Origin of the sequence: Pseudomonas guariconensis (assembly GCF_900102675.1) — a bacterium.
Taxonomy (GTDB): domain Bacteria; phylum Pseudomonadota; class Gammaproteobacteria; order Pseudomonadales; family Pseudomonadaceae; genus Aquipseudomonas; species Aquipseudomonas guariconensis.
The window spans coordinates 291,885-318,065 of the sequence record NZ_FMYX01000001.1 but is presented as its reverse complement, the minus strand read 5'-3'; the positions used below and the strand labels follow the sequence as shown (position 1 = coordinate 318,065).

At 64.0% G+C, this 26,181-nt stretch carries 18 protein-coding genes and 1 pseudogene; 7 read left to right on the top strand and 12 right to left on the bottom strand.

All coding sequences use genetic code 11. The features are described 5' to 3' along the window. Positions 1 to 8: 8 nt before the first annotated feature. Both BLS27_RS01400 and BLS27_RS01395 read right to left on the bottom strand, forming a co-directional pair. Positions 9 to 1,475: an AMP-binding protein gene (locus BLS27_RS01400; protein ID WP_090342576.1), complete on the bottom strand. Its 1,467-nt coding sequence runs from the start codon at positions 1,473 to 1,475 to the stop codon at positions 9 to 11. After that, complete coding sequence (locus BLS27_RS01395) at positions 1,465 to 2,145, bottom strand: thermostable hemolysin (RefSeq protein ID WP_090342572.1); 681 nt, start codon at positions 2,143 to 2,145, stop codon at positions 1,465 to 1,467. Before BLS27_RS01395 ends, BLS27_RS01400 begins: the two co-directional genes overlap by 11 nt. 132 nt (positions 2,146 to 2,277) lie before the next feature. Here BLS27_RS01395 and BLS27_RS01390 point away from each other — a divergent pair, with 132 nt between their 5' ends. Then, entirely contained in the window at positions 2,278 to 2,847 is a 570-nt protein-coding gene (locus BLS27_RS01390) for a hypothetical protein (protein ID WP_043214041.1), read from the top strand. Between the two features lie 39 nt (positions 2,848 to 2,886). On the opposite strand, the gene BLS27_RS01385 is transcribed toward BLS27_RS01390, so the two are convergent. From BLS27_RS01385 to BLS27_RS01360, 6 genes are all read right to left on the bottom strand, one after another. Beyond that, complete coding sequence (locus tag BLS27_RS01385) at positions 2,887 to 4,563, bottom strand: MFS transporter (RefSeq protein WP_043214043.1); 1,677 nt, start codon at positions 4,561 to 4,563, stop codon at positions 2,887 to 2,889. A gap of 190 nt (positions 4,564 to 4,753) precedes the next feature. After that, on the bottom strand, positions 4,754 to 5,443 hold the full coding sequence (locus tag BLS27_RS01380; RefSeq protein WP_090342568.1) for a phosphoribosyltransferase: 690 nt from the start codon (positions 5,441 to 5,443) through the stop codon (positions 4,754 to 4,756). Between the two features lie 4 nt (positions 5,444 to 5,447). Beyond that, the gene (locus BLS27_RS01375) at positions 5,448 to 6,773 is read right to left on the bottom strand and encodes an erythromycin esterase family protein (RefSeq protein ID WP_090342565.1); all 1,326 of its coding nucleotides are present in this window, start codon (positions 6,771 to 6,773) and stop codon (positions 5,448 to 5,450) included. A gap of 63 nt (positions 6,774 to 6,836) precedes the next feature. Beyond that, positions 6,837 to 7,502 (bottom strand): DUF2238 domain-containing protein, encoded by a 666-nt coding sequence (locus BLS27_RS01370; RefSeq protein ID WP_232092024.1) that lies wholly within the window; start codon positions 7,500 to 7,502, stop codon positions 6,837 to 6,839. Positions 7,503 to 7,627: 125 nt separating this feature from the next. Next, a complete protein-coding gene (locus BLS27_RS01365; RefSeq protein WP_090342558.1) occupies positions 7,628 to 8,038 on the bottom strand; it encodes a VOC family protein in 411 nt (136 codons plus the stop codon). 84 nt (positions 8,039 to 8,122) lie between these two features. Continuing rightward, the gene (locus tag BLS27_RS01360) at positions 8,123 to 9,049 is read right to left on the bottom strand and encodes an alpha/beta fold hydrolase (RefSeq protein WP_090342554.1); all 927 of its coding nucleotides are present in this window, start codon (positions 9,047 to 9,049) and stop codon (positions 8,123 to 8,125) included. A 193-nt stretch (positions 9,050 to 9,242) separates the two neighbouring features. Here BLS27_RS01360 and BLS27_RS01355 point away from each other — a divergent pair, with 193 nt between their 5' ends. After that, entirely contained in the window at positions 9,243 to 14,213 is a 4,971-nt protein-coding gene (locus BLS27_RS01355) for a dermonecrotic toxin domain-containing protein (RefSeq protein ID WP_090342550.1), read from the top strand. Here BLS27_RS01355 and BLS27_RS01350 read toward each other — a convergent pair. Next, positions 14,207 to 16,678 carry a UvrD-helicase domain-containing protein gene (locus BLS27_RS01350; protein WP_090342547.1) on the bottom strand — a complete coding sequence of 824 codons (2,472 nt, stop codon included), beginning with the start codon at positions 16,676 to 16,678 and terminating at the stop codon, positions 14,207 to 14,209. The two genes, BLS27_RS01355 and BLS27_RS01350, sit on opposite strands and share 7 nt — an antisense overlap. Positions 16,679 to 16,898: 220 nt before the next feature. On the opposite strand from BLS27_RS01350, the gene BLS27_RS01345 reads away from it, so the two are divergent. Further along, positions 16,899 to 17,597: a pirin family protein gene (locus BLS27_RS01345; RefSeq protein WP_043214056.1), complete on the top strand. Its 699-nt coding sequence runs from the start codon at positions 16,899 to 16,901 to the stop codon at positions 17,595 to 17,597. Between the two features lie 11 nt (positions 17,598 to 17,608). Here BLS27_RS01345 and BLS27_RS24120 read toward each other — a convergent pair. From BLS27_RS24120 to BLS27_RS01335, 3 genes and pseudogenes are all read right to left on the bottom strand, one after another. Next, positions 17,609 to 17,704 (bottom strand): annotated as a pseudogene (locus tag BLS27_RS24120) (helix-turn-helix domain-containing protein); the annotation flags it as partial. A 54-nt stretch (positions 17,705 to 17,758) separates the two neighbouring features. Then, on the bottom strand, positions 17,759 to 18,634 hold the full coding sequence (locus BLS27_RS01340) for an alpha/beta fold hydrolase (RefSeq protein ID WP_043214059.1): 876 nt from the start codon (positions 18,632 to 18,634) through the stop codon (positions 17,759 to 17,761). Positions 18,635 to 18,655: 21 nt separating this feature from the next. Next, positions 18,656 to 19,276 (bottom strand): LysE family translocator, encoded by a 621-nt coding sequence (locus BLS27_RS01335; RefSeq protein ID WP_090342545.1) that lies wholly within the window; start codon positions 19,274 to 19,276, stop codon positions 18,656 to 18,658. Between the two features lie 145 nt (positions 19,277 to 19,421). On the opposite strand from BLS27_RS01335, the gene BLS27_RS01330 reads away from it, so the two are divergent. From BLS27_RS01330 to BLS27_RS01315, 4 genes are all read left to right on the top strand, one after another. Continuing rightward, complete coding sequence (locus BLS27_RS01330; RefSeq protein WP_090342542.1) at positions 19,422 to 19,904, top strand: GNAT family N-acetyltransferase; 483 nt, start codon at positions 19,422 to 19,424, stop codon at positions 19,902 to 19,904. 180 nt (positions 19,905 to 20,084) lie between these two features. Further along, complete coding sequence (gene mexE, locus BLS27_RS01325) at positions 20,085 to 21,329, top strand: multidrug efflux RND transporter periplasmic adaptor subunit MexE (RefSeq protein WP_043214066.1); 1,245 nt, start codon at positions 20,085 to 20,087, stop codon at positions 21,327 to 21,329. A 12-nt stretch (positions 21,330 to 21,341) separates the two neighbouring features. Further along, the gene (locus tag BLS27_RS01320; protein ID WP_090342540.1) at positions 21,342 to 24,521 is read left to right on the top strand and encodes an efflux RND transporter permease subunit; all 3,180 of its coding nucleotides are present in this window, start codon (positions 21,342 to 21,344) and stop codon (positions 24,519 to 24,521) included. Further along, positions 24,518 to 25,939, top strand: coding sequence for an efflux transporter outer membrane subunit (locus BLS27_RS01315; RefSeq protein ID WP_043214070.1), 1,422 nt, complete (start codon positions 24,518 to 24,520; stop codon positions 25,937 to 25,939). The genes BLS27_RS01320 and BLS27_RS01315 overlap by 4 nt, the downstream gene beginning before the upstream one ends. Positions 25,940 to 26,181 lie beyond the last annotated feature (242 nt).

Below are 26,181 nucleotides of genomic sequence, written 5' to 3'. Positions count from 1 at the left end.
GACAGGCCTCATGAGTCAGCAATCGCGGATAACAAGCCGTGGTAGCGCTGCAGGATCTGGTCCCGGCGCGGACGGCCATTGGCGGTCAGGGTGGCACTGGCGGCGCTGAAGGGTTCGGGCAGGCGTCGCCAGGCGTGTACACGGGCGTAGTCCGGCAGGCCGGCATTGCACTGGGCCACGGCCTGCTCGATCAGCGGGTCCCCGATGTTCGGGTCCAGTGGCCAGAGCAGCGCCACGTTGCGGGCCAAGCCCTCGCCATGGACGAAGGCTTGGAGTATCACCCCACCCTGGGTCAGCTCCGCCTCGACCCATTCAGGGTTGACGTTGCGCCCAAAACTGGTGATGAACTGGTTCTTCTTGCGTCCTGCGAGGTACAGATAGCCATCGCCGTCGAAGTGGCCGATATCGCCCGTGGGCCACCACTGCCCGGTGAAGGGCGGCTCGCCCAGGTAGCCCAGCAGGGTCGAGCCGGCCACCAGCACTTCGCCGTCCTCGGCGATACGCACCTGCACATGGGGCAAGGGGCGCCCGACACTGCCAGGTCGCTGTGCCCCCGGACGGTTCAGACAGACCACCGATGCGCATTCAGACAGCCCGTAGCCCTCGAACACCGGCAGGCCCACCGCCTCGGCGCGCGCCAACAAGCTTTGCGCCACGCGTGCCCCGCCCACGGCGACGAAACGCAGCGGGCCGACCTGGGTCCAGCCATGCTCGATGGCGCTCACCAGCCCCAGCAGCAGCTGCGGTACCAGGATCAAGCTTTCGGCACCGCTCAAGGCGATGCTGCCCAGCAAGCGCTTCCAGTCGATCTGTCCTGCGCCCCGCATGCCCAGGTGTGCCTGCGGATAGACCATGACACGGGCGCCGGCCAGCAAGGCCGCGTACAGGCCGAGGTTTTCCAGCAGCACACCCAAGGGCAGCACCGCCAGGTACGTGCTCGGCGCCGACGGCCGACTGGCCGCCTCCAGTTCACGGGCCACCCGCAGCATCGCGTCGGCCCCCAGGCACACCCCCTTGGGAGCCCCTGTGCTGCCGGAGGTGTAGGTGATCTTGAGGGTGCCCGCCGGCAGGGCGTTGGCCACCTGCACCTGGCGGGACCAGACGCCCTCTCTCTCATTGAAGCCTGCCGCCTGCAGCGTCGGTGCAAGGTCAGGTTCGGCCAGCATCAGGGTCACCCCGCTGTCGTCGAGGCTGTGACGGACCTGCGCCGGCGTGAAGAACGGCGGCACGATCACGCACGGGCGTTCGGCCAGTAGCGCCGCCAGGTCCCAGAACACTGCCTCGGGCCCGTTGTCCAGGGCCAGGGCGAAGGTACCTGGCGGCTGAGCGCGCAACCAGGCCTCGCGCTGCTGGACCTCGCTCAACAACTGGCCATAGTCATAACGGCCTACGGCCCCTTGCAGCGCGACCAGCGCTGCGCGCTGACGGGCATGCAGGTTCAGCACCTCGCGAAACGCCTGCAATTCATGCGGCATGACCGGACTCCTGTAACGCCGCAGGCAACCCCAGGCGCTGGAACACGCCCGCGCGCATCAGCGCGTCATGGCCCAGGCCGATGTTGCCGGCGAACACGTGGGGGTGCTGGTTGTAGTAACTGCCCCAATGGTCGCGCTCGCCATTGAGCCGGTCCGGGTCAGCGTCGGCCAGCAACGTCGGCACCAAACCCAGGCGGTGAAAGCTGTTGACCAGCGTCGAGGCGCCGGTGAAGGCGACCCACTCCAGCCCTCGCGCAGCCAGCAGCCAGGTCACGACGATGATCATGATGCGGGCACTGCCGGCGCTGAGCGCTGCAAGATTGCCCACCTCGACCACCTGTTGCCGGTTGACGTCTGCACCGGCCAGGCGCGAGGCCGCCTGCTCCACGGGCTCGTCCAGGTAGCGCTCGAGAAACAACGGCCCGTCCCCGGCCAGGCGCATGCCCGCAGCGGCGATCAGGCGGCCATGGCTGTCGCTCAGCCCGAGCAGCTCAGGCAGATAGTGATGGACATCGGCGTGGTGGATCGAAGCAAAACGCTGATGGATGAAATGTTCGATCGAGTTGCGGTCTGGCTCGCCCGCAAGGCTCAGGGTCAGGTGCGCCGTACCGCGCTCGGCATGAGTACCGATGGCCAGCGGAAACAAGGCACGCCAATGTGCGTCGCTCATGGAAATCCCCCCAGGGGACGTTTCGTTGGGGGGAGTATCGGCGGCTAATCTGAAGGCTATCTGAAGACAGCCTCAAGGCCTTGCGCTACAGTCAGCGGCCCTCACCAGCGCAGCCATAACAAGGAAAACCCAATGCGCTACGAATTCAGCGAAGTCCTGAACGATCTGATCGACTACTTCATCCTGGGCGATATCCAGCTGCTTCATCGCTTCAAGGAAGAACACGCGCTGCCGGACGACCTGGCCCACGCCTTTACCCATGGCGACAGCGGCGACCAGGCAGTGCTCGAGGGCATCGTCCTGCCGTTGGCCGGGGTCGAGAACCTGCCCTACCGGATCATCTTCAGCCTGGGCGACGACACCCCCGCCCTGCTCGCCGCCGGCAGCCGCCTCAAGCACCGTCGGCCGGGCTATGTGCTTCAGGTGCAGAACCGCTCGTTGATGCTGTTTACCTGGCGCATTCTGCAGCACTTCACGCCCAAGGCCTTGGGCGATTTGCTCGCACGTTACCAGCAACCCGGTCGACCCATCATCGAGCTGGACAACGGCTGGTACCACGTGGAGGTGCTCGCAGGTGCCGTGCTGCGCGACGGCTTGTACGAGCCAGCCTTCGAATTCGTGCTGAAGAAAACCCCCGGTCGCGGCAGCGCCACCGGGGTCGATATCGGTTACCGCTTCGCCTTGCGCGGCTGTTTCGATTGACCCGCGAAGGGGCGCATAGCGCCCCTTCGACTGCGCCACTCAGGCGTGATGAATGTCCCGATCCTTGGTTTCGGGAAGGAAGAAAGTCCCCAGTATCGCGGTCATCACCGCAATGACGATCGGGTACCACAGCCCGTAGTAGATATCGCCCGTCGCGGCCACCATCGCAAATGCCACGGTCGGCAGGAAACCGCCGAACCAGCCGTTACCGATGTGGTACGGCAGCGACATGGAGGTGTAACGGATGCGCGCCGGGAACAGCTCCACCAGCCATGCGGCGATCGGCCCGTAGACCATGGTCACGTAGATCACCAGCAAGGTCAGCAGCAACAGCACCATCGGGTAGTGGGTCTTGGCGGGATCGGCTTTTTCAGGATAGCCCGCTTCTTTGAGCGCACTGCCGAGGGTGGCGGTGAAACGCTCGCTCTGGGCCTTGAAGTCCGCCGGGGGCAACGCCCTGCCGTCAAAGCTTGGGATCACCCGCTCGCCGATGCGGATCTGCGCCACGCTGCCTGGCTCGGCGCGTTCGTTCTGGTACGGTATGGCCCGCTTGGCCAGCAAGCTCTTGGCGATGTCGCACGAGCTGGTGAATTTGGCCTTACCCACCGGGTCGAACTGGAATGCACACTGGTCCGGGTCGGCGACCACAACCACCGGGTTCTGCTCCTGAGCGACGAACACGTCCGGGTTGCCGTACTCGGTCAGGGCCTTGAAGATCGGGAAGTAGGTCAGCGCGGCGATGATGCAGCCGGCCATGATGATTTTCTTGCGCCCGATGCGGTCGGACAGGCTGCCGAACAGGATGAAGAACGGCGTGCCGATCAACAGCGAGCCTGCGATCAGCAGATTGGCGGTCTGCGGGTCGATCTTGAGCATCTGCAGCAAGAAGAACAGCGCATAGAACTGCCCGGTGTACCACACCACTGCCTGGCCGGCGGTGCCGCCGAGCAGCGACATGATCACCACCTTGAGGTTGTCCCAGCGGGCGAAGGACTCGGTCAGCGGCGCCTTGGAAGCCTTGCCTTCGGCTTTCATCTTCATGAACACCGGCGACTCGTTGAGCTGCATGCGGATGTAAACAGAGATCGCCAGCAGCAGGATCGACAGCACGAACGGGATGCGCCAGCCCCAATCCTCGAAGGCCTCCGAACCCAGCAGCGTGCGGCAGGCCAGGATCACCAGCAACGAGAGGAAAAGGCCCAAGGTTGCGGTGGTCTGGATCCATGAGGTGAAGAAACCACGTTTACCCTTGGGTGCATGCTCGGCCACGTAGGTCGCCGCTCCACCGTACTCACCGCCCAACGCCAGACCTTGCAACAGCCGCAGGGTGATCAGGATGATCGGCGCCGCCACGCCGATGGCGGCATAGCCGGGCAGCACGCCGACCACCGCGGTGGACAGGCCCATGATGACGATGGTGATGAGGAAGGTGTACTTGCGCCCGATCATGTCGCCCAAACGGCCGAACACGATGGCCCCGAACGGCCGCACGGCAAACCCGGCAGCAAAGGCCAGCAAGGCGAAAATGAAGGAAGTGGTCTCGTTGACCCCGGCGAAGAAGTGCTTGGCGATGATCGCCGCCAGGGAGCCGTAGAGGTAGAAGTCGTACCACTCGAACACGGTGCCGAGGGATGAAGCGAAGATGACCTTGCGCTCCTCCCGAGTGATGCCACGCTGGGGCGCGCTGCCTGTGGATGTGCTGTCGATGACCGCCATGGGTTGCCTCCGTCTCTAGGTTGCAGGCCGCAGGTGCCTCTCATGCACTCATCCCGTACACCCAGGCCCTAGGACTTGCGCGAAACACGACAGGCGAAGCGCCAAGGGTCGCAACAAGGTCAGTTGAAGCATAATCGGCTTTGCCGATGCGGCCATGGCACACCGACCACAGGGCATTCGCCCAGACGATTTACCCGCGAACAGATGGCGCCGATTCAAATGCCCGGCTCTGTGCCAGCAACCGCACCACCTCTTCATCGCGGGTCTGATCAAACTGCTCGTAGTGAAGACCCACCGCGCGAAACGGCTCGGGCGCTTCCAGACAGACCAGCTCATCTACCAACGGGCTCAGCATGGCCAGCGCCTCCCGCGCCCCTACGGGCGCCGCGAACAGCAACCGCGAAGGCCCGGCGGCAATCAGGGCGAGCAATGCAGCCCGGGCGGTGTTGCCGGTGGCAATACCATCGTCCACCAGCACCACTTCGTGTCCGCTGATTTCAGGCCGCCGATCGCCGCAATACACCTGCCGTCGACGTTCGATTTCCAGCAACTGTCGGTCTCGCTCGGCATCGAACCAGACCTGCGTGGCGCCAAACAGCGCCATCATCGCCTGGTCAGCCACACAGTACGGCGGATTGCCCTCGGCCACCGCGCCAAGGGCAAACTCTTCATTACCTGGCGCGCCGATCTTGCGCACCAGCACAACATCGAGCGGTGCACCCAGCGCCTTGGCCACCTCGAAGGCCACCGGCACGCCACCACGCGGCAATGCCAGCACCAGAGGCCGACCCTGCAGACGGGGTTTAAGTGCCTGGGCCAAAGCCCGCCCGGCCTGGCGACGGTCCTTGAACAACACGTGCGCAGAAACATCAGGCTTCATGGCTTCACACTCCGAATGGGAAGGTATCGTCCTCGTGGCTGACACCGGCTGGTACCGGCAGTGGCGTCAGGGCGTTGGTCTGCTCGATCCATACCAAGGCGTCGAACTGCTCGCCCAGGACCGCCTCGAAATAGTGGCTCTGGCGCTCGGTGCGCGGCCGATAGATCACCCCGATGGCGCGCTCCAGCAAGGTCCCGCTCAGCGCGTCGCGCAGGGCCTCGGCGCCGTCCCCGCGCCAGTCGGTCAACGAGGCGGGAACGCCGGCATCGAGCCAGCGCCGCTCCCAGCTGTCCGGCCGCGAAGGCAGCACCTCCTGGATGCGCACCTCGCCGTCCCAGTCATCGGCTGCCGCGACCTGGCCGCGGTCGGTGCTCATGCCAATCAGCACCGCCTCACGACCAAGAGCGGTGCGACACAGTTGGCCCAGGTTGAACTCGCCGCGCCAGCCCATCAGCGTGGCGGCAGCATTGCCGATATGGGAATTGTGCGCCCAGACCACGGCCTTGGCCGAGGCACCCCGATGGGCGAGCACGGCCTGGAGCGTGTCGAACATGTGCTTGTCCCGCAGGTTCCACGACGCCGCCCCGCCACGATACATGGCGCGGTAATACTGCTCGGCGGCACGCACCACCCGGGCGTTCTGGGTAGCGCTGAAAAACGCTTCGCCGTCATCTGCCAGACGCTTGGCGAGCAAGCTGTTGAGCTGTTGCACGACCGCGTCCTCACAGGGGGCCTGGCCTGCGCGCTCGACAAAATGTCCGTACAGGGCCGGGTCGTCCTGCCAAGGCGTGAGACAGCCATATCGCTGGCGGGCTTGGTGGGCCAGCGCGGGATCGGTGCGGTCCAGGTAGCTGAGCACCTGTGCCATCGAATTTCGCAAGCTGTAGATGTCCAGGCCGCGAAACTCGGTGCGCTCGGCAAGCGGCAGGGTGTGATTGTGGCCGCGCAGCCAGGTGATGAATTCGCTCACCTCGGCGTTGCGCCACATCCAGCTGGGAAAGCGGCCGAAAGCCGGGTCCTGGACCGGCATGGGGTCGATCCCCCTGACCTTGCGATCGAGCTGGCCCGCATCGGGCCAGTCGGCCTCCACGGCCACGATGTTGAAGCCGTGCCGCTCGATCAGATGCCGAGTGATCGCCGCCCGGGTTCGGTAGAACTCCCGCGTGCCATGGCTGGACTCGCCGATGAGCACCACCTTGGCATTGGCGTATCGGTCGAACAGAGCGCCGAACATCGGGGTATCGATATGCGGCAACGGCTCGGCATGGCGACGCAACAGCTCCAGCAGTGTGCTGTCTGCGGCCTCGCGGGCATTGGCTTGAGCGGACATGATCACCTCCTGTTGGCCGCGCTCCGATATCCCGGAAGACGCCAGCAGTGCCGGCGATGTTCCTCAGCATTGCATCGGCGGTCGACGATCGCGCCAGGCGCGCCACAGGCCGCCCAGCACGCTACTCGTCAATGCGCCGAGCAGCGCCAGTGCCATGTCCTTCTGTGCATCCCACGGGTCACGCTGGGTGGCGACGAAGGCCTGGGCGGTGTCCTTGCCCACGTACTGGCCCCCCACCCATTCGATCAACTCGTACAGGGCCGACGTGGCCAGCACCACAGTGAGCGTCAGCACGACCAGCCAGGCGCCCCGCAGCACAGTGAGGCGCCACAGGGTTTCGCGCAGCGGCCGATAGAACAGCAGACCATAGCTCAGGTGCACCAGGCGGTCGTACTGATTGCGCTGCCAGCCCAGGGCAGCATCCAGGGAGTGGCCCGATACTGCCTTGGCCCAACGGTCATAGGGCACCTGGGCATAGGTGTAATGTGCGCCCAGTTCATGGATGGCGAACAACAGCACGATCGCAACATAGGCCGACGGTGACAGGCGCAGCCAGCGCCAACCCGACACCAGGGCCAGCAGCAAGGCCAAGGGGACGATGTTTTCCATCAGCCAGTCGGCGCGGTGGGCAGGCGCCACGCCTGAAACCACGATCATCGCCAGGGCCAGAAGCAGCAGGGCCAGCGCTTGAGCTGGGGTAGCGGGTGAGCCAATCGACTGTCGAACCACGGCGGTGCTCTTCGTAGGGCCGTTTCCTCTTAGAGTCATTCCTTCGAAGAGGTTCTGAACCTGAGCCAGCGCCTAGCGCAGCTGAGTACTCTTCATAGGCGCTGGGAGGCACGACTGCCCCCTGTTCAAGTCGGCGGCCCCTTGAGTTCCACTTGGTTGCCGTCCGGGTCGAAGCAATACAGCGACAGGCCTTCGCCCTCGGCGCCGTAGCGCTTCTGCGCAGGTTCGACGGTCACGCCGGCCGCTTGCAGATAGGTGGTCAGGGCTTGCTCGTCGAACGGCTCGATACGCAGGCAGAAGTGATGAAGGTTGTTGCCCTGCCCGTTCGCCGCCGGCCCGCCCGGGCGTCCCAGGGGACCGTCGAGGGTCACCAGGTCGATCATCGCAGTCCCTGCCGCCAGGTGGACCATTCCTAGATCCTCACGCGTTCGGCTCACCTGGCAGCCGAGCAGGTCGCGGTAGAAGGCGATGCTGCGCTCCAGATCCTGGACCCGCAGGACGATATGATCGATGTGCCGGATGGCGAAAGGTGGCATGCCGCTGCTCCATATGGCGGACCCTGAAAGGGTACCCAGGCAACATAGCCCATCCCAACGCCTGCCGACAGCCCCGCCTTTTGCTTACTCGTTGACCAGACGCTGCAACTGGGCGCTGTCGTGGCTGGCCAGCACCCGCAGGATCTGGTCGACCAGCGCTCGGTCAGGCGCCTCAAGATGGAAGTGATGACCACCTGGGTGCCAGGTGACCCGGGCATGCTCGGGCAAGGCGCCCTGGCGCTGCTCGAAGCCGTCGCCAGCGAACGCCCCCTGGCGCCCCAGCATCAGGTACAGCGGGCAGGCAATCTGGCGGAGCAAGTCACAGGCCTCATGCTCGGTCAACGGCATCGGTTCGGGCAAGACCAGGCGCGGGTCGTGGCGCCAGCAGTAGCCATCGCCCACCTGCAGCAGATCGCGTAACGCCAAAAGACGTGCCGCCTCGCTCGACAACGTACTGTCCAGACGGTTGCGCCGCTGCATCAACGCCGACTCCACGTCATCGAACTGACAGCCGCCAGGCTCGGCGAACCCCTGCAGCCGGCTGCGCCGGACCATACGCTTGAGACGGTAGGCCCGGGCCAGGTGCTGGACGCGGTCATCGGCCGCCACGGTAAACGGCACGCCCATGCCATCGAGGAAGATCATGCTGGCGATGCTGCTGGTGAGCGCCGCCAGCAGCGAAGCGATGCCGGTGCCCATGCCGTGGGCCACCACATGAAAATGCCCGAGCCCCAGGCTGTCGACAACGGCCAGCATGTCCTCGGCGTGTTCCCACAAGTAATAGCCGCTGTCATCGCGCCGGTGATCCGACCGACCATGGCCGGCCAGGTCCGGCGCCACCACGAAGCACCCATCGAGCAAAGGTGCCAGCCGCTCGAACGAAGCGGCATTGTCCAACCAGCCGTGCAAGGCGAGCACGGGGATGCCGTCCTCCGGCCCCCAGCAACGCACGGCAATTTCGACGCCATCGAGGTCTAGCAGGTGATCCTTGGGACTGCACTGCGAACGCATGAACTCTCTCCCTTGGCTTTGGCCTGGCACCCGCGCATCAGGCCGGTAACCTACCTTGGCGCAGGCAGCCTAGGCTCGCTGGCCCGCGACCGACGGTAACGTGTTCGACACCGACCCCTTGGGTGTTATCTCGTTATCACCCGCGCCACGCACCGAGACCGCTCAATGGCAGCTCTTTGTAACGGAGTTGACCATGACCACCGAGCCCCCCTTCCATCACGCACAGATCGTTCGTTCCTTGCCGACCTGGTGCAAGGCCCTGCCCGCCCAGCGCGTGCCCGACCTGCTGAGCCGGCTGCGCAAGGACTATCTCCAGGCCGATGGCAGCGCCCACGCCTGGTACACCAAAGCCAGCGCCGAGGATCAACAGGCTCTGAACACTGCCATCGACCGCCGGGACGCCAGCCGCAGGACCCTGCAGGATGCGCTGAAGCCACTCAAGGGCATCACTGACTTCTGCAAGCCACTGCTCGAAGCGCGCTTGGGCATCGATCAGCCCGTCGATCAGGCGCAGTACCACTTCCAGCCGTTCAGGCAAATCATCGAGGTGCTCACAGAAACGACCGCCGCCGTTGCCGCACAGACTGACACAGCACGCTATGAACGCGACCCCGAGGGCAAGCCGCGCAGGCTCAGCCTGCTGGAAGCGGCGCTGCACAATTTCGAAAGCGCGGACGAAGCCGGCCCCTTCAGTACCTTGCAGCGCAGCAAGACCGACGCCAGCCCGGTGACAGGCCCCGTGGCCGGGCTGACCGCTGGCGGATTCGTCAAGATCTGCCGCGATCTGGACCTTGGTCGGCAGTACCAGACGCATCTCAGCGCCCTCTATGACGGTCCTGCCTCGGCCTGGATCCAGCGCCTGTCCATCCAGGCCAGCCAGGACGAGCTGCGGGTCCAGGCATGGATTGCCCGACTGCGTGAAAAGGTGAGCGACGCAGGGCATGCTGCGCTCATGCAACTGTGCGAGAACGCCGCCAAGCCGAACTCCCAAGGCCACACTCTGAAATGCTGGCGCGTCAACCTGTTCAAGACGCCCCTGAACGAAGTGTTGGTGATCGGCCCGGACCAGGTGGAGGGGACCAACCCGTGCATGGTCTACATTCCCGGCGCACCGGATGCGCCTTTGCAGGAGTATCCGTCGGCGAGCCAAGCGGCAAGCGATCTCGCCAAGCGCATGCAGGACACTGACCTGTTGCGCTTGATGATCGGCTTCGCCCCTCACAACCTGCAGGGCGAGTTGACCACCAAGCTGCGTCAGGCCTTGTTCGTCCAAAAGCGCTTGTTCGGACGCAAGGTCCGGCTGAACAAGAAGGCGCCCAGGCTCCTCTATGAGCGCGTGGCATTGCCCGATGCTCCCTGGGTCACCCTGCACCGCGACCACGTACGCCGACTCAAGAGCGATGCCGCCAGCATTGCGGTCCCCACCGCCGATGCCGATGCCAAGTCGCGCCTGGAGCGTCTGGAGCACTGGCTGTCGGTGGGGCTGGACGTGCTTAACGTCGCGGCGATGTTCGTTCCGCTGCTCAACCCGATCATGATGACCATCGGTGCAGCGCAAATCATGGGCAGCGTGTTCCATGGCATCGAAGCCTGGGAGGACGACGATACCGCCCAGGCCCTGGCCCAGGTGGAATCCATCGCGGTCGACATCGCCAGCGCAGCAACCCTTGGTGCCGGCCTCAAGGCACTGAAGGCGTCGGGCTTCGTCGATGCCCTGCAATCGATCCGACACGATGGGGAAGAACGCCTGTGGCGCCCTGATCTTACGGCTTACCAGAGCCCTGTCGAGCTGCCTGCCGAGCTGTCTGCCGATGCTCAAGGCCTGTATACGCTGGACGGTAAGCACTACGTACGCATAGAAGGCCATATGTATGCCCTCGAACAAAGCGAGCACGGCGAGTGGTCCCTGCTCCAACCCGATTCCACCGATGCCTACCGTCCGCGCCTGAGCCATAACGGCCACGGTGCTTGGCGTCTGACCCTGGAACAACCGCTGGACTGGAGCGATCTTCAACTGATGCGTCGTCTCGGGCCTGTGACCGACGGGCTGGAAGATACCGACCTGATCACGGCCATGGCTGCCACCGGTACCGATGCCGATGTGCTGCGTCGCGTGCACATCGATGGACAACGGCCACCGGCGCTGCTCATCGACGCGCTCAAGCGTTTGCGCACCGACCAGGAGACTGACGATGTCATTTCCCGTGTGCGCCACGCCAAGCCGCTTGCCGCCTACAAGCACTATGCGCTTCCGGCCCTGCCCACATTGGCAGGCTGGCCTGAGGATCATGTGATCCTCGCTTTCGAAGGCGCAGAGTCAACCGGTAACGCCACTCGATATGGCGCTGCACAAACCGCTGGCGAGGTGCAAATCAAGATTACGCGCACCGAGCTGGAACAGGGCCAACTCAGTCAGACGGTCATATCGCAGATGGCCCCGCAGGCCATCCGCGCGCTGCTGTCGGGCCATAACGTGAACGAACAAAACGCCTCGGCCCTCAACGAGATCCTGGCCAATCATTTGGCGGGCCAGCGCGCGTCAATGTTCGAAAGCCTCTATAAAAGTCGCCAACCGGTCTTGAGTGCGCCAGCCCAAGTGTTGGCCCGTCAGTTTGGTGGCTTACCCGTCGATGCCCTGGACGCGATCATCGACAACGCCAGCGCCACCGAAAAACAGCGCCTGGCAGCAGGCCGCGTGTCGTTGCGCATCGCCGAGGAAGCACGGCGCCTTCAGGCCCGTGCGCGGCTGGATCGGGCCTTGTTGGGGCTTAATCGGGCAGACCTGGCCAACGCCGACAGCCAGCGCCTGGCTGACGCCTTGGCGGTGGAACAACCCGATGCCAGCCCGGATGAACGTCTTGCAGCGGCGCAGGCAGACCGGAACCTGGCAGCTCGATTGATAGGCCAGCAACCGATCAAGCCTCGTTGGCGCTCGCCGATGCGCCTGAGCGACGGGCGGGCGGGCTATCCGCTGAGCGGCAGATTCCGTTTTTCCAACCTGCTAAGAAGCGGCAGGGACGCTATCCATACCCACCTGCAAAGCCTGTATCCGGGGCTCAACCGGGAGCAGATCCGTACGCTGGCCCGAGACATGGCCCGACACGGCGATGTTGCGGGGCAAATCAGGGTGTTGGGTGAACAACGCACCACCCTGGCCGAAACGCTGCAAAACTGGACCGATACGGGCACGGAGGATGAATACGATAACCGCCGCAGGCTCAGCCGCCTGCTCAACCGCACGTGGAGCCGCGAGGGTGGTCAGCACCTGCATCTGGACTATCTGGTGCTCGATACCCTGCCTTCGTTACCAGTCCCGTTTCCCCATATCACCGAGCTCTCCATGGACAGTGTGCATTTGCAGACGATTCCAGAGGACTTCCTGCAGAGCTTTCCGAACCTGCAACGGTTGGAGCTGGCCAATAACCCGCAACTGGACACACGCGCCCTGTTCCGGGCACTGCGCAGCGCGCCAGGGCTACGAGCGCTGGCCCTTAACCGCACACCGCTCCAGCAACTGGATGCAGCGGCCCGCGAGGTACTGGGCGCCATGCGACACCTGCACACGTTGCACATCTCCCATGCCGGTTTGACCCTGAGCGTTGCCGACATGCAGATGCTGGCCAGGCTGCCGCTGCAGATACTGCAACTCAACACCAACGCCATCGACCTCACCCCCGGCTTGGCAGCGCATTTCAGCCAGATGACATCGCTGCGCGAACTGAGTCTCTCGGACAATCCACTGGGAAACGCCCCGCTGCTGGGTGAACTGCACAATCTCGAAGGGCTCTACCTGGACGACTGCCTGCTCACCCAATGGCCGACCGGCCTGACCGAACTGATGGAGCGGCAAGACTGCCGATTGCGCGACCTGCAGCTGAGCAACAATCACATCACCGAGTTCCCGGCGCTTGAGCGGATCCTGCAAAGCCACTTCGTCAACGAATTGCGCACCGGCAGGCGCTTGATCATCTGGACCTTCTTCGACAACGGTATCCCCGAAGAGACGGCCGAGCGCTTGCGTGGAGCAGGCGTCAGGATTCTGGAAACACGCGAGCTGCTACCTCAGCCCCCGGCGGCGAACGTGCCCGCAGTGCCCCCTGAAGTCGCGCCGGTGCAGTGGCTGGCTAACGCGACCGACGCGCAACGCGAATTGTGGAACCACATGTTCGAGGATGGCGCCTACCCGTACCTACGTGAGGTCATCGAGCGCTCCGGACGCTCGGCACAGGCACGGACCAGCCCGCAAGGGTTGGCCCGGCAAATCTGGGGGTTGCTGGAAACGGCGAGCCAGGATGAACACTTGCGTGCCCATCTGGATCGGATCGCCAGTGAGTTCCCGACCACCTGCGGCGATGCGGCTACCGACGGGCTGAGTACCCTCGAGGTAGAAGTCTTGGCGTATGACGAAAGCACCGATGGTGAGGTTGCCGGGCCACGCTTGTTCACCTTCTACGGTCGCCTGTACCGGCGCCACCAAGTAAACAAGCTGGCATCGCGTATCTATGCAACCCGGCTGAAACGTCAGGCGCGATACCTTGAATGGAAAAACCTCCCAGCCATGCAGAGGGGGCCTCTCCCAGCACTTCCTCCCCTCGATCCGCTGGATGACATCGGTCTGGAGCAATTGGGGCAAAGCCTGGTCGATGACATCGAAATACGCTTGGCCTTGCGTCAGGCAGTAGCTGCTCGGCTGGAATTTCCAGAGCCTAGCCACGAGATGCTCTACCGTCAGACCGCGATGATCTCCGATCACACGGCGGACGAGGTGGTGAACGCCGTCGAACGGTTCGAGGAGGACGAAAAAAGCGACGGGCCGCGGCAGGTCTGGATCGCCACAGAGCCGAGCTGGCAGCGGTTTCTCAAAGATCGCTATGCCCAAGACTTCGACGCCCTGACCAAGCGCTGGCAGTCAGGCCTGGATTACCTGGAGTACTGCATGGATTCTGAAGCGGAGCCTGTCGAATTTCTGGACGAGGCCGTGATCAAGGTGCTGGAGCCCGTGTTGCCAGAGCAGCCATTGGATGCAGCTGGCCAGCCGCGCCGGGTAGCGGTCAACGAGGGCGTGCATCTCAAAGCGACCAGTGTACTGCTCAAAGCTCGTCGGGAAGAGGAAGAGGCCCTGCTGCTCGAGCTGACCAAGCAACAGGACCCGAACGCTCATTGACCGCGGAGGTCTTCGAAAAACGCGTGCCGGCCAGCCACCTGGCCGGACGCGCGAGGCGCACCCGCCGACTCGCCGTTGGCGGCTTCCACGTGCCAATAGCAGTGCCTGACCGCGCGGGTCACCGCGACATAGGCCAGGCGCTGCACCTCTTCCTTTTGCGCCGTGTCGAACGGCTGGGCATCACCGGCACGCCCCAGGCCGGCCATGCGGTACGCCTGGTTCTTGTACGGCGAGCTGGTCAGGTACTGACAGTCGCCGAGCATGAATACGGCATCGGCCTGCAACCCTTTAGCGCTGTGATAAGTGAGCTGGCGCAGCCGACGTTGGTCGGGCGGCAAGCTAGAATCAGCTTTATAAACAGACGATAAATGCTGTTCTATCAAAGACTTATCCGAACTTCTTCGAAACAGCATCATCACCGTTTCGCCGCGCGCGTAATGCTCCATCAAGGTCTCGGCCAAGGCTGCCTCATCGCGGTCGAAGACTTTGACCGGCGACAACGGCAGCTCGGCGGCCAGACCACTGGCCTTGGCCTTCTTGCCGGTGATGGCCGGCGCGCCTTTGACCAAGTGCTCGGCGGCATCGATGATGTGCTGCTGGCTGCGGTAGTTCTCCACCAACATGACTCGGGTATTGGCCGGTGACGGAAACGCCTTGGTGAACTCCATGAAGTATTTCGGCGAGCTGCCCCGCCAGCCGTAGATCGATTGCCAGTCGTCCCCCACGCACATCAATGAACTGTGACCGGCGTTGCGCCCGAGGTGCATGGCCGGGCCACGTCGGCGGATCTCGGCCAGGCTCGCCCGTAGCCAACTGACGATCTGCGGGGAGACATCCTGGAACTCGTCGATCATCAGGTGCGCCAGCGGGCGCAGCAGCGGGTCGGGCAACAGGCGCAAGTTCTCCGGATTGTTCTCGCCGAACAGGGCGAACATACGGTTGTAGGTCATTACCGGTGGCGACTGGGCCAGCAGGTGCGCCTCCAGGGCTTTCCAGAACAATGCCAACGCCTCGAAGAACGCTGCATCACTGTCATCGGCCGAGAAGCTCATGCCGGCCACCGCAGTGTTCACTTCCAGCCCCAGGTTCTCGATGAAGCTGGCGGCTGCGACGAACGCATCCAGAAGCGGCGCCGGTGCCAGCTCGCCTTTGACCTTGTACTCAAAGCCGGGGCCCGCTACCGCATCACCGGCCAGCGAAGCTGCCAGGCGCTTTGCGGAGGTGTAATTGTCTAGCCATATCAGTGGCTTATCGCAGAAAGCTTGAAACAACGTTCGCTTTACAGCCCACTCCGCCCGCACCCCGAGCTTGGCGCCGGGGCGTTGGTACTGGGCACTTTCGGATGGGTCGAAACCGAGCACCACCCAGGCGTCCAGCCCTTCCAAACGGCCATGCACATGAAAACGACTGCCACGGATCTGCACCGTGTCGCGACAGGGCTCGATGCCTTTGATCGGCCAGGCCCCCGCGGCGAACCATAGGTCCTCGATCACGTCGCACAGTTCTTCGTCGCGCTGGGCCGCCAACTGGGTCACTTGTACGCGCTTCTGCACATCGGGGTGGTCGGGGTCCAGGGGTTTTAGCTGCAATGCCTCCCGGCGCAACGTGCCGATGAGCTCGGCGAAGCGGGGGCTGGCTTGCAACAGATCCCGGTAGCAGAGATTGAGCTGTTGGCGCTGGGCATCGTTCAGGCGCAGGTCGAACGGGTTGCCGTCGGCGTTGGCTTCGCCACCTGCGGGCAGTTCCTGGCCCAGGGTCTCGAAGGCCCGCAGTTGGCCGAAGCCTGGCAGGCTGCGCACCAACGGCAGGATGCGGGAATGGAAGGTGCGCACCAGTTCCCGGGCCTGGGCTGGCTGCAGGTCGAGCTGCCACAGGGCAAAGACCTGCACCAGGCGCTTGATGAAATCCTTGCGCGATTCGCGGGTGAAGGTCACCACGGTCATGGCGTCCAGCTCATAGCCCAGGTAATGGCGCAGCAACAGGATGCGCAGCACCAGGGAGGTGGACTTGCCCGCGCCGGCGCCGGCCACCACACAAGTGGAGGGGGTGTCGCTGAAGATCAGCTTCCACTGAGCGGCGCTGGGTTGGGCCGAAGCTGGCAGGCGCTGGGCGACATCGGCCTTGAAGCGTTTTTTCAGCTCGGCGGTCAGTGGGAGACGCCAGTCGTCGAACAGGTTGGAGTCCTGGCCGGGAACGGCCGCCGCCTCGGGGCGCAGGTCACGAATCACCAGCACCTGGCGCCCCGCCTCATAGCCCTCGACGCGGCCACGCTCGTAGCCTTCACGCAGGCCATCGGCATGGCCGCTGCGCTGGCCGGTGACATGGCCCAGGAACCAGGAGTCGCGGTGCTGTGCCTGCAATCGGGTCAGGCCGCGGCCCAACAGGCGGGCGGCCAAGCGGCGAAACCAAGGCAGTTGGGCGGGTGGCGTCAGCTCGGCCGGAGCCGGGGGATGCTCGTGGGACACAGTCACTCCGTTGAAGATCGAATCAGCGGGCCATGTTCACCTCATCCGCAAAAAATCGCCAGCGAATGCTTTCAGATCAGGGTATTAGGCGATGAATCGCATGTATTTGCGCACCTAAAAGAATCTAATAAATAGATAAAAACAAGCCGATATTTACGCTTATTTTCGATCTTTGTTTGGCGCATCATGGCGCCATTCCACCCATTCAAGGAGCACGACCATGCTGCAACTGCGCCCGTTCGAAAGCCTCGGCCACGCCAACCACGGCTGGCTCGATGCCCATCATCATTTCTCGTTCGCCGAGTACTACGACCCAGCACGCATGAGCTGGGGCAACCTGCGGGTCTGGAACGATGACTTGATCGCGGCGGGCAGCGGCTTCCCGCCTCACCCGCACCGCGACATGGAAATCATCACCTATGTACGTGAAGGCGCCATCACCCACCAGGACAGCCTGGGCAACAAAGGCCGCACCGAGGCGGGGGACGTTCAGGTGATGAGCGCAGGCACCGGGATCGTGCACAGCGAGTACAACCTGGAAAAGGTCGACACTCGGATCTTCCAGATCTGGATCATGCCTGAGCGCGTCGGCGAAGCGCCTTCCTGGGGTACCCGGCCCTTCCCCAAAGGCGAGCGCGGCGAAGGTTTCGTGACCCTGGCCAGTGGCCGGGACGGCGATGAAGACAGCCTGCACATCCGCACCGACGCGCGCCTGGTGGCCGCCACCTTGCGTGCCGGTGAAACCGCCGAGTACCGCTTCGACGCCGGCCGCCGGGGCTACCTGGTGCCAGCCAAGGGATTGGTCGAGGTCAATGGGCTCAGGGCCAAGGCGCGTGATGGCGTAGCCATCGAGCAAGAAGACGTGCTGCGGGTCATTGCGATCGAGGACAGCGAAATCGTCCTGGTGGATGTGGCCTGACTCCGGCCTTCACGCCCGAAGTAGGCTGACGGTGAAACCCCAAGCGTTCGGCGAAACAGTACGCTGAACGCGCTGGGGCTTTCATGGCCCACGTCCGGCGCGAGCTCACCGGATGCGATTAATCAGATGCTCCGCTCAAAGCGGACCGACTGTCGAACGGCTCAGCGGGTTTGCAGGAAACTCATGACCTGCTCGGCCGCCGCTGCCGGGTCTTCCTGCATGAAGCAGTGCCCTCCGGCCACCTGCTGGGCACTCACCTGATGGTTCAATGCGGCCAGCCGCTGCACCGAGTGGGGTACGAAGGGATAGGTATGTTCACCGTAAAGGATGCGGGTGGGGGTCTGGATCCGCGTCAGATGGGTCCACATCCGCTCGGGAAACGAACTGAAGATTTCGACCTCGCGGCTAGGCCGGCACTTGAGCACAACACCTTCACCACATTCACCGATGGCATGCTCCACATAGGCGTGCAACGAGGCATCGGTCCAGCCTTTGAAAATGCCACGCCCTTGCAGCGAGGCCAACGCCGCCTCCCGATCCGGCCAGTGGCTGCGGCGGGTCGCAGCCTTGCGTGCCAGGGCATGACGACGGTGCAGCCCGACCAGCGCGGCGGCACCCATCACGCCGATCATGCGCCGGCTGAACAGCACCGGGTCCAGCAGCACGGCGCGCTCGAACAGGCGCGGCTCAGTGGCCAGAATCAGGCCGGTCAGCACCCCGCCAAAACTGTGCCCGACCGCGAAGCGGGGCACGTCGCCGTATTCGCCGCGTCCAGCGTCGAAGGCTTCCACCGCCAGCGCCGCGCTGCGATTCCACCCACGAAACACCCCGCCGTGGTCACTGTCGCCATGCCCCTGAACATCACTCAGCCACAGATCGAAGTGTTCACCCAAGTGCATCAGCAAGGGCTGGTAGGCCAGGCAGCAAAAACCGTTGCCGTGCAAGAAGTGCAACAAGGGCCGCCCGCTGGCTGGCGAGCGCCAGCCACGCAAGGTGAAACCTTCGGAGCTTTCGTGGGACCAGGGAATCAACTGCATCGGCCTTGTGTACTCATCGGTTCAGGAAAACGCCGATTCTACAAATAGCAGCGGGTACAGCGAAATCACCAGCAGCAAGGCCATCAGGACATTGAACAGCATCAGCCAGCGCGGGTTCTGCAGGAAGTTGCGCAAAGCACTGCCAAACATCACCCAGATCCCGACGCTGGGCAAATTGACCAGTGCGAACAAGGCTGCGATGACGATCACGTTGAGCACATAGCCCTGGGCCGGCGTATAGGTGGTAATCGCCCCCACTGCCATCACCCAGGCCTTGGGGTTGACCCACTGGAACGCCGCCGCCCCCCAAAAGCCCAGAGGCTTGCGTGTGTGTGCGGCATCGCCGGAGATCGGCCCGGAGGTGGCGATCTTCCAGGCCAGGTAAAGCAGATACACGGCGCCCGTGTAGCGCAGGATGCTGTACAGCGACGGCCAGGCAGTGAACAACTGGCCCAGGCCGAAGCCCACGCCCAGCACCATCACCATGAAGCCAATGCTGATACCCAGGGCATGAGGGATCGACCGGCGCACACCGAAGTTCACCCCCGAAGCCAGCAGCATGGTGTTGTTCGGCCCTGGGGTGATCGATGAAACGAAGGCAAAGAGCACGAAGGCGGTGAGCAGATCGGCTGATCCAAGCATGGCAGGCTTCCACAAAGGGTTGTTGTGTTGTCACACTAGCCGAGCGCTTTTCTGCGCGACCCGTACAGTTGCAACAAATTGCACCGATACACATGACTGTATCGGCTTCAAACGACTTGCCCTGCCCCCTCAAGGACGTCTGCACATGAGCTTGACCATTCGCCCTGCCGTGCGTACCGATGCTGCGCAAATCCTCGCCTTCATCACTGAGCTTGCCGAATACGAACGCGCGCGCCATGAAGTGGTGGCCACCGTTGCCGACATCGAACACAGCCTGTTCGACGAAGGCAGCACCGTCCACAGCCTGATCTGTGAGCGCGACGGTGTGGCCATTGGCTTTGCCGTGTACTTCTACAGTTACTCCACCTGGCTTGGACGCAACGGCATCTACCTGGAAGACCTTTACATCACGCCCGAACAACGCGGCGACGGCGCCGGGCGGCAAGTTTTGCGGCACATTGCCCGCGAAGCCGTGGCCAAAGGCTGCGGGCGTATGGAGTGGAGCGTGCTGGACTGGAACGAGCCAGCCATCGGTTTCTACAAGTCCCTCGGCGCCGAGCCTCAGAATGAGTGGGTGCGTTACCGGCTCGATGGGGAGCGGTTGGCGCAATTTGCTGCGCAGACCTGAGACCCCGGGGCCGCGTCCCGGCCCTTACCCGTCCGGGACGCCTGGCGTCCATGTGTCCTGATCGATGATGCATGGCCACATATCATTCCGCTTGATAATAACCTTCGCGCCGTTCGATTCGTTCCCCGCGCGCAAGACTCGCAGAATCCGCCCACTATCCAATCATTGGCGGAGTTCTCCATGGAACAATCACTCAAACCCCTGCGCTTTCCCCTCGCTGCCCTGGCAGTGCTGGTGATCGCCGCGTGCGGTCGTACTCCGGAGGCTGTACAGGCTCCTGCCGCGCCCAAGGTCAGCGTGGCCAAGGTGATCGAGCAGCCGATCAACGAATGGGACGAGTTCACCGGTCGCCTGGAAGCGCCGGAAACCGTCGAGGTACGTCCGCGAGTCTCCGGCCAGATCGACCTGGTGGCTTTCACCGAAGGCGCCCAGGTGCAAAAAGGTGACCTGCTGTTCCAGATCGACCCGCGTCCGTTCCAGGCCGAGGTACGCCGTCTGGAGGCGCAACTGCAACAAGCCCGCGCCACGGCGCTGCGTAGCGAGAACGAAGCCCGTCGTGGTGAACGCCTGCGTGACAGCAACGCGATTTCCGCAGAGCTGGCCGAATCGCGCAGCAGCGCCGCCGCCGAGGCTCGCGCCGGCGTCGCGGCGATCCAGGCGCAACTGGACCTGGCCCGCCTGAACCTGAGCTTCACCCGAGTGACCGCGCCGATCAGCGGCCGTGTCAGCCGCGCCCAGTTCACCGCCGGCAACATCGTCACCGCAGACGTCACGCCGCTCACCTCCGTGGTTTCCACCGACAAGGTCTACGCCTACTTCGACGCCGACGAGCGGGTCTACCTCAAGTACACCCAGCTGGCCCGCGACGGTCAACGCGGCCAGAGCACCCCGGTATACCTGGGCCTGACCAACGAGACCGGCAATCCGCACCTGGGCCAGATGAACTTCGTCGACAACCAGGTCAACCCACGCACCGGCACCATTCGTGGCCGCGCGGTGTTCGACAACCGCGACGGCCGGTTCACTCCCGGCCTGTATGCCCGCCTGAAGCTGGTCGGCAGCGCCAAGTACGACGCCGTGCTGATCAACGACGAGGCCGTGGGCACAGACCTTGGCAAGAAGTTCGTACTGGTCATGGACAAGGACAACAAGGCCGCCTACCGCGCTGTGGAACTTGGGCCCAAGCTCGAAGGCCTGCGGATCGTGCGCAGCGGCCTGAGCAAGGATGACCGCATCGTGGTCAAGGGCCTGCAGCGCGTACGCCCCGGCTCGCCGGTCACGCCACAGGAAACGCCGATGGCCAGCGAAGAGACCCTTGCCACCCTGGCCCGCCAGCGCCAGGCCCTGGAAGCCAGCAACAAGGCAGCACCGGCCGTCGCCGGCGCTCGTGAAAACGTCGCCAGTGCCCAGGCACCGCGCGGTTAAGGGACCCCACCGATGAACTTTTCGAAATTCTTCATCACCCGGCCGATTTTCGCCGCCGTGCTTTCGCTGGTGCTGCTGATCGCAGGCTCCATCGCGCTGTTCAAGCTGCCGATCAGCGAATATCCGGAAGTGGTGCCGCCTACCGTGGTGGTGCGCGCCAACTTCCCCGGCGCCAACCCCAAAGTGATCGGCGAAACCGTCGCCGCACCGCTGGAGCAGGCGATCACGGGCGTCGAGAACATGTTGTACATGTCCTCGCAGTCTACCGCCGACGGCAAGCTGACCCTGACCATCACCTTCGCCCTGGGCACCGACCTGGACAACGCCCAGGTGCAAGTGCAGAACCGGGTCACCCGGACCCAGCCGAAGCTGCCCGAAGAAGTGACGCGCATCGGTATCACGGTCGACAAGGCCTCGCCCGACCTGACCATGGTCGTGCACCTGACCTCGCCGGACAACCGCTACGACATGCTGTATCTGTCCAACTACGCCATCCTCAACATCAAGGATGAGCTGGCGCGCCTGGGTGGCGTGGGTGACGTGCAATTGTTCGGCATGGGCGACTATTCCCTGCGGGTCTGGCTCGATCCGAACAAGACCGCCTCGCGCAACCTGACTGCCAGCGACGTGGTGGCGGCCATCCGCGAACAGAACCGCCAGGTCGCCGCCGGCCAGCTGGGCGCCCCGCCCGCCCCTGGCGCGACCAGCTTCCAGTTGTCGATCAATACCCAAGGCCGCCTGGTCAATGAGGAAGAGTTCGAGAACATCATCATCCGCGCCGGCGAGAACGGCGAGATCACTCGCCTGAAGGACATCGCCCGGGTAGAGCTGGGCTCCAGCCAGTACGCCTTGCGCTCGCTGCTGAACAACCAGCCGGCGGTGGCGATCCCGATCTTCCAGCGCCCGGGGTCCAATGCCATCGAAATCTCGGACGAAGTTCGCGCCAAGATGGCCGAGCTGAAGAAGGACTTCCCCGAGGGGATGGACTACAGCATCGTCTATGACCCGACCGTGTTCGTTCGCGGCTCCATCGAGGCCGTAGTGCACACCTTGTTCGAGGCCCTGGTGTTGGTGGTGCTGGTGGTGATCCTGTTCCTGCAGACCTGGCGCGCCTCGATCATCCCGCTGATGGCCGTGCCGGTATCGCTGATCGGCACCTTCGCGGTGATGCACCTGTTCGGCTTCTCGCTCAACGCGCTGTCGCTGTTTGGCCTGGTGCTGGCCATCGGGATCGTGGTGGACGATGCCATCGTCGTGGTGGAGAACGTCGAGCGCAACATCGGCCTGGGCCTCAAACCCATGGAAGCGACGCAAAAGGCCATGAGCGAAGTGACCGGGCCGATCATCGCCACCGCGCTGGTGCTGTGCGCCGTGTTCGTGCCGGCCGCGTTCATCTCCGGCCTTACCGGGCAGTTCTACAAGCAGTTCGCCCTGACCATCGCCATTTCGACCGTGATTTCGGCGTTCAACTCGCTGACCCTGTCGCCGGCCCTGGCCGCGGTGCTGCTCAAGGACCACCACGCGCCCAAGGACCGCTTCTCGCGGTTCCTGGAAAAACTGCTGGGCAGCTGGCTGTTCGCCCCATTCAACCGCTTCTTCGACCGTGCAAGCCATCGTTATGTTGGCGGTGTGCGCCGGGTCATTCGTTCCAGCGGTATCGCCCTGTTCGTCTATGCAGGCTTGATGGGCCTGACGTACCTGGGCTTCTCGTCCACCCCGACCGGTTTCGTCCCGGCCCAGGACAAGCAGTACTTGGTGGCCTTCGCCCAACTGCCGGACGCCGCCAGCCTCGACCGCACCGAGGCGGTGATCAAGAAGATGAGCGAGATCGCCCTGGAGCAACCTGGCGTAGCCGACTCGGTGGCCTTCCCTGGCCTGTCGATCAACGGCTTCACCAACAGCCCCAACAGCGGCATCGTGTTCACCCCGCTCAAACCCTTCGACGAGCGCAAGGACCCGAGCCAGTCGGCGGCCGCCATCGCGGCGGCGCTGAACGCCAAGTTCGCTGACATCCAAGACGCCTACATCGCGATCTTCCCGCCGCCGCCCGTGCAGGGCCTGGGCACCATCGGTGGCTTCCGCCTGCAGATCGAGGACCGTGGCAACCTGGGTTACGAAGCGCTGTACAAGGAAACCCAGAACATCATCGCCAAGAGCCATAACGTGCCGGAGCTGGCAGGTCTGTTCACCAGCTATCAGGTCAACGTGCCTCAGGTCGATGCCGCCATCGACCGCGAAAAAGCCAAGACCCATGGCGTGGCGATCAACGACATCTTCGAGACGCTGCAGATCTACCTGGGCTCGCTGTACACCAACGACTTCAACCGCTTTGGCCGCACCTACCAGGTCAATGTCCAGGCCGAACAGCAGTTCCGTCTCGACGCCGAACAGATCGGCCAGCTGAAGGTACGCAACAACCTGGGCGAGATGATCCCGCTGGCGACCTTCCTCAAGGTCAGCGATACCTCGGGACCTGACCGGGTGATGCACTACAACGGCTTCATCACCGCCGAAATCAACGGCGGTGCCGCGCCCGGCTATAGCTCCGGCCAGGCCGAGGCCGCCATGGAGAAACTGCTCAAGGAAGAACTGCCCAACGGCATGACCTTCGAATGGACCGACCTGACCTACCAGCAGATCCTGGCGGGCAACACCGCGCTGTTCGTCTTCCCGCTCTGCGTATTGCTGGCCTTCTTGGTGCTGGCCGCCCAGTACGAGAGCTGGAGCCTGCCGTTGGCGGTGATCCTGATCGTGCCGATGACCCTGCTGTCGGCCATCACCGGTGTGATCATCTCGGGGGGTGACAACAACATCTTCACCCAGATCGGCTTGATCGTGCTGGTGGGCCTGGCGTGCAAGAACGCCATCCTCATCGTCGAGTTCGCCAAGGACAAGCAGGCCGAGGGCCTGGATCCGCTGGCTGCGGTGCTGGAGGCGTGCCGCCTGCGTCTGCGTCCGATCCTGATGACCTCGATCGCCTTCATCATGGGTGTGGTGCCGCTGGTGTTCTCCTCCGGTGCCGGCGCTGAAATGCGCCATGCCATGGGGGTGGCGGTGTTCTCGGGGATGATTGGCGTGACCGTGTTCGGCCTGTTCCTGACGCCGGTGTTCTTCTTCCTGATCCGCCGTTTCGTCGAACATCGCCAGGCCCGCAAGGCCGAGCGCGCCCACTCGCTGGAGAGCCATGCATGAACCTGCTCAAACCCCTGACCCCGAGCCTGCTGGCATTGGCCCTGGCGGCCTGCGCGGTGGGCCCGGACTACCAGGCGCCGGCGACCGAGCCTGCGCACCTGGACGCCGAACTGCCGACCAAGGCCTTGGACCGCAGCCGCTTCGAGAGCATCTGGTGGAAGCAGTTCGACGACCCGGTGCTCAACCAACTGGTACAGGCATCGCTGGAAGGCAACCGTGACCTGCGCGTGGCTTTCGCCAGGCTCAAGTCAGCGCGCTCGATTCGCGAGGACGCCGAGAACGACCAACTGCCGGTGGTGACCAGCCGCGTCAGCAGCGACATCGGCAAAGGCCAGATCCCTGGCCAGACCGAGCAGCGGGTCAACAGTGAGCGCTATGACCTGGGCCTGGACATGGCCTGGGAGCTGGACCTGTTCGGCCGCATCCAGCGGCAAATCGAGGCCAGCGAAGCGCAGGAGGAGGCTGCTGCGGCCGACCTGCAGCAGTTGCAGGTCAGCCTCATCGCAGAACTGGTGGACGCCTATGGCCAACTGCGCGGCGCCCAACTGCGCGAGAAGATCGCCTTGGCCAACCTCAAGACCCAGCAGGAGTCGCGCAGCATCACCGAGACCCTGCGCGATGCCGGGGTCGGCAATGACCTGGACGTGGTTCGCGCCGATGCCCGCCTGGCCGCGGTGGAAGCGACCGTGCCACAGTTGCAGGCCGAACAAGTGCGCGCCCGCAACCGCATCGCCACCCTGCTTGGCCAGCGTCCGGATGCGCTGAGCGTGGACCTATCGCCCAAAGCCTTGCCGGCGATTGCCAAGGCCTTGCCGGTGGGTGACCCCGGCGAACTGCTGCGCCGCCGCCCGGACATCCGCAGTGCCGAACGCCAGCTGGCAGCGGCCACGGCCAACGTCGGTGTGGCCACCGCGGACCTATTCCCGCGGGTGAGCCTCAGTGGATTCCTGGGCTTTACAGCGGCGCGTGGGTCGCAGATCGGCTCGTCGGCGGCCAATGCCTGGGCTTTGGGGCCGAGCATTACCTGGGCGGCGTTCGACCTGGGCAGCGTCCGGGCCCGCCTGCGCGGCGCCAAGGCCGATGCCGAGGGGGCGCTGGCCAACTATGAACAGCAGGTGCTGCTGGCCTTGGAAGAATCGGCCAATGCTTTCAGTGATTACGGCAAGCGTCAGCAACGGCTGCTGGCGTTGATCCGCCAAAGCGATGCGAGTCGCAAGGCGGCTGACTTGGCGTCGGTGCGGTATCGGGAAGGGACTGTCGATTATCTGGTGCTGCTCGATGCGGAGCGGGAGCGGCTCAGTGCCGAGGATGCGCAGGCGCAGGGTGAGGTTGAGCTTTATCGGGGCATTGTGGCGATCTACAAGGCTCTGGGGGGCGGGTGGCAGCCTGAGGGGCAGGCGGTGGCCAGCGTTCGCTGAGGTTTTTCTAGGACTCCTTTGGTTGGTTCCTCCCCCAACCGTTTGCCCTGCTGGCCTTTGGTCTGCGGGGCTTTTTTTTGAGGGGCTTGGGCTTTCAGGCTGTGTGAATATCCGGGTTTGGTGGGGGCGCCACCGGCGCTTTTCGCCTTTACGGCGACCTACTTTTGCTCTTGGGCAAAAGTAGGCAAAAACCGCTGGCTCCCACATCCGGCCCCTGCGCTGCGCTCCGGGGTCCCCTCGCT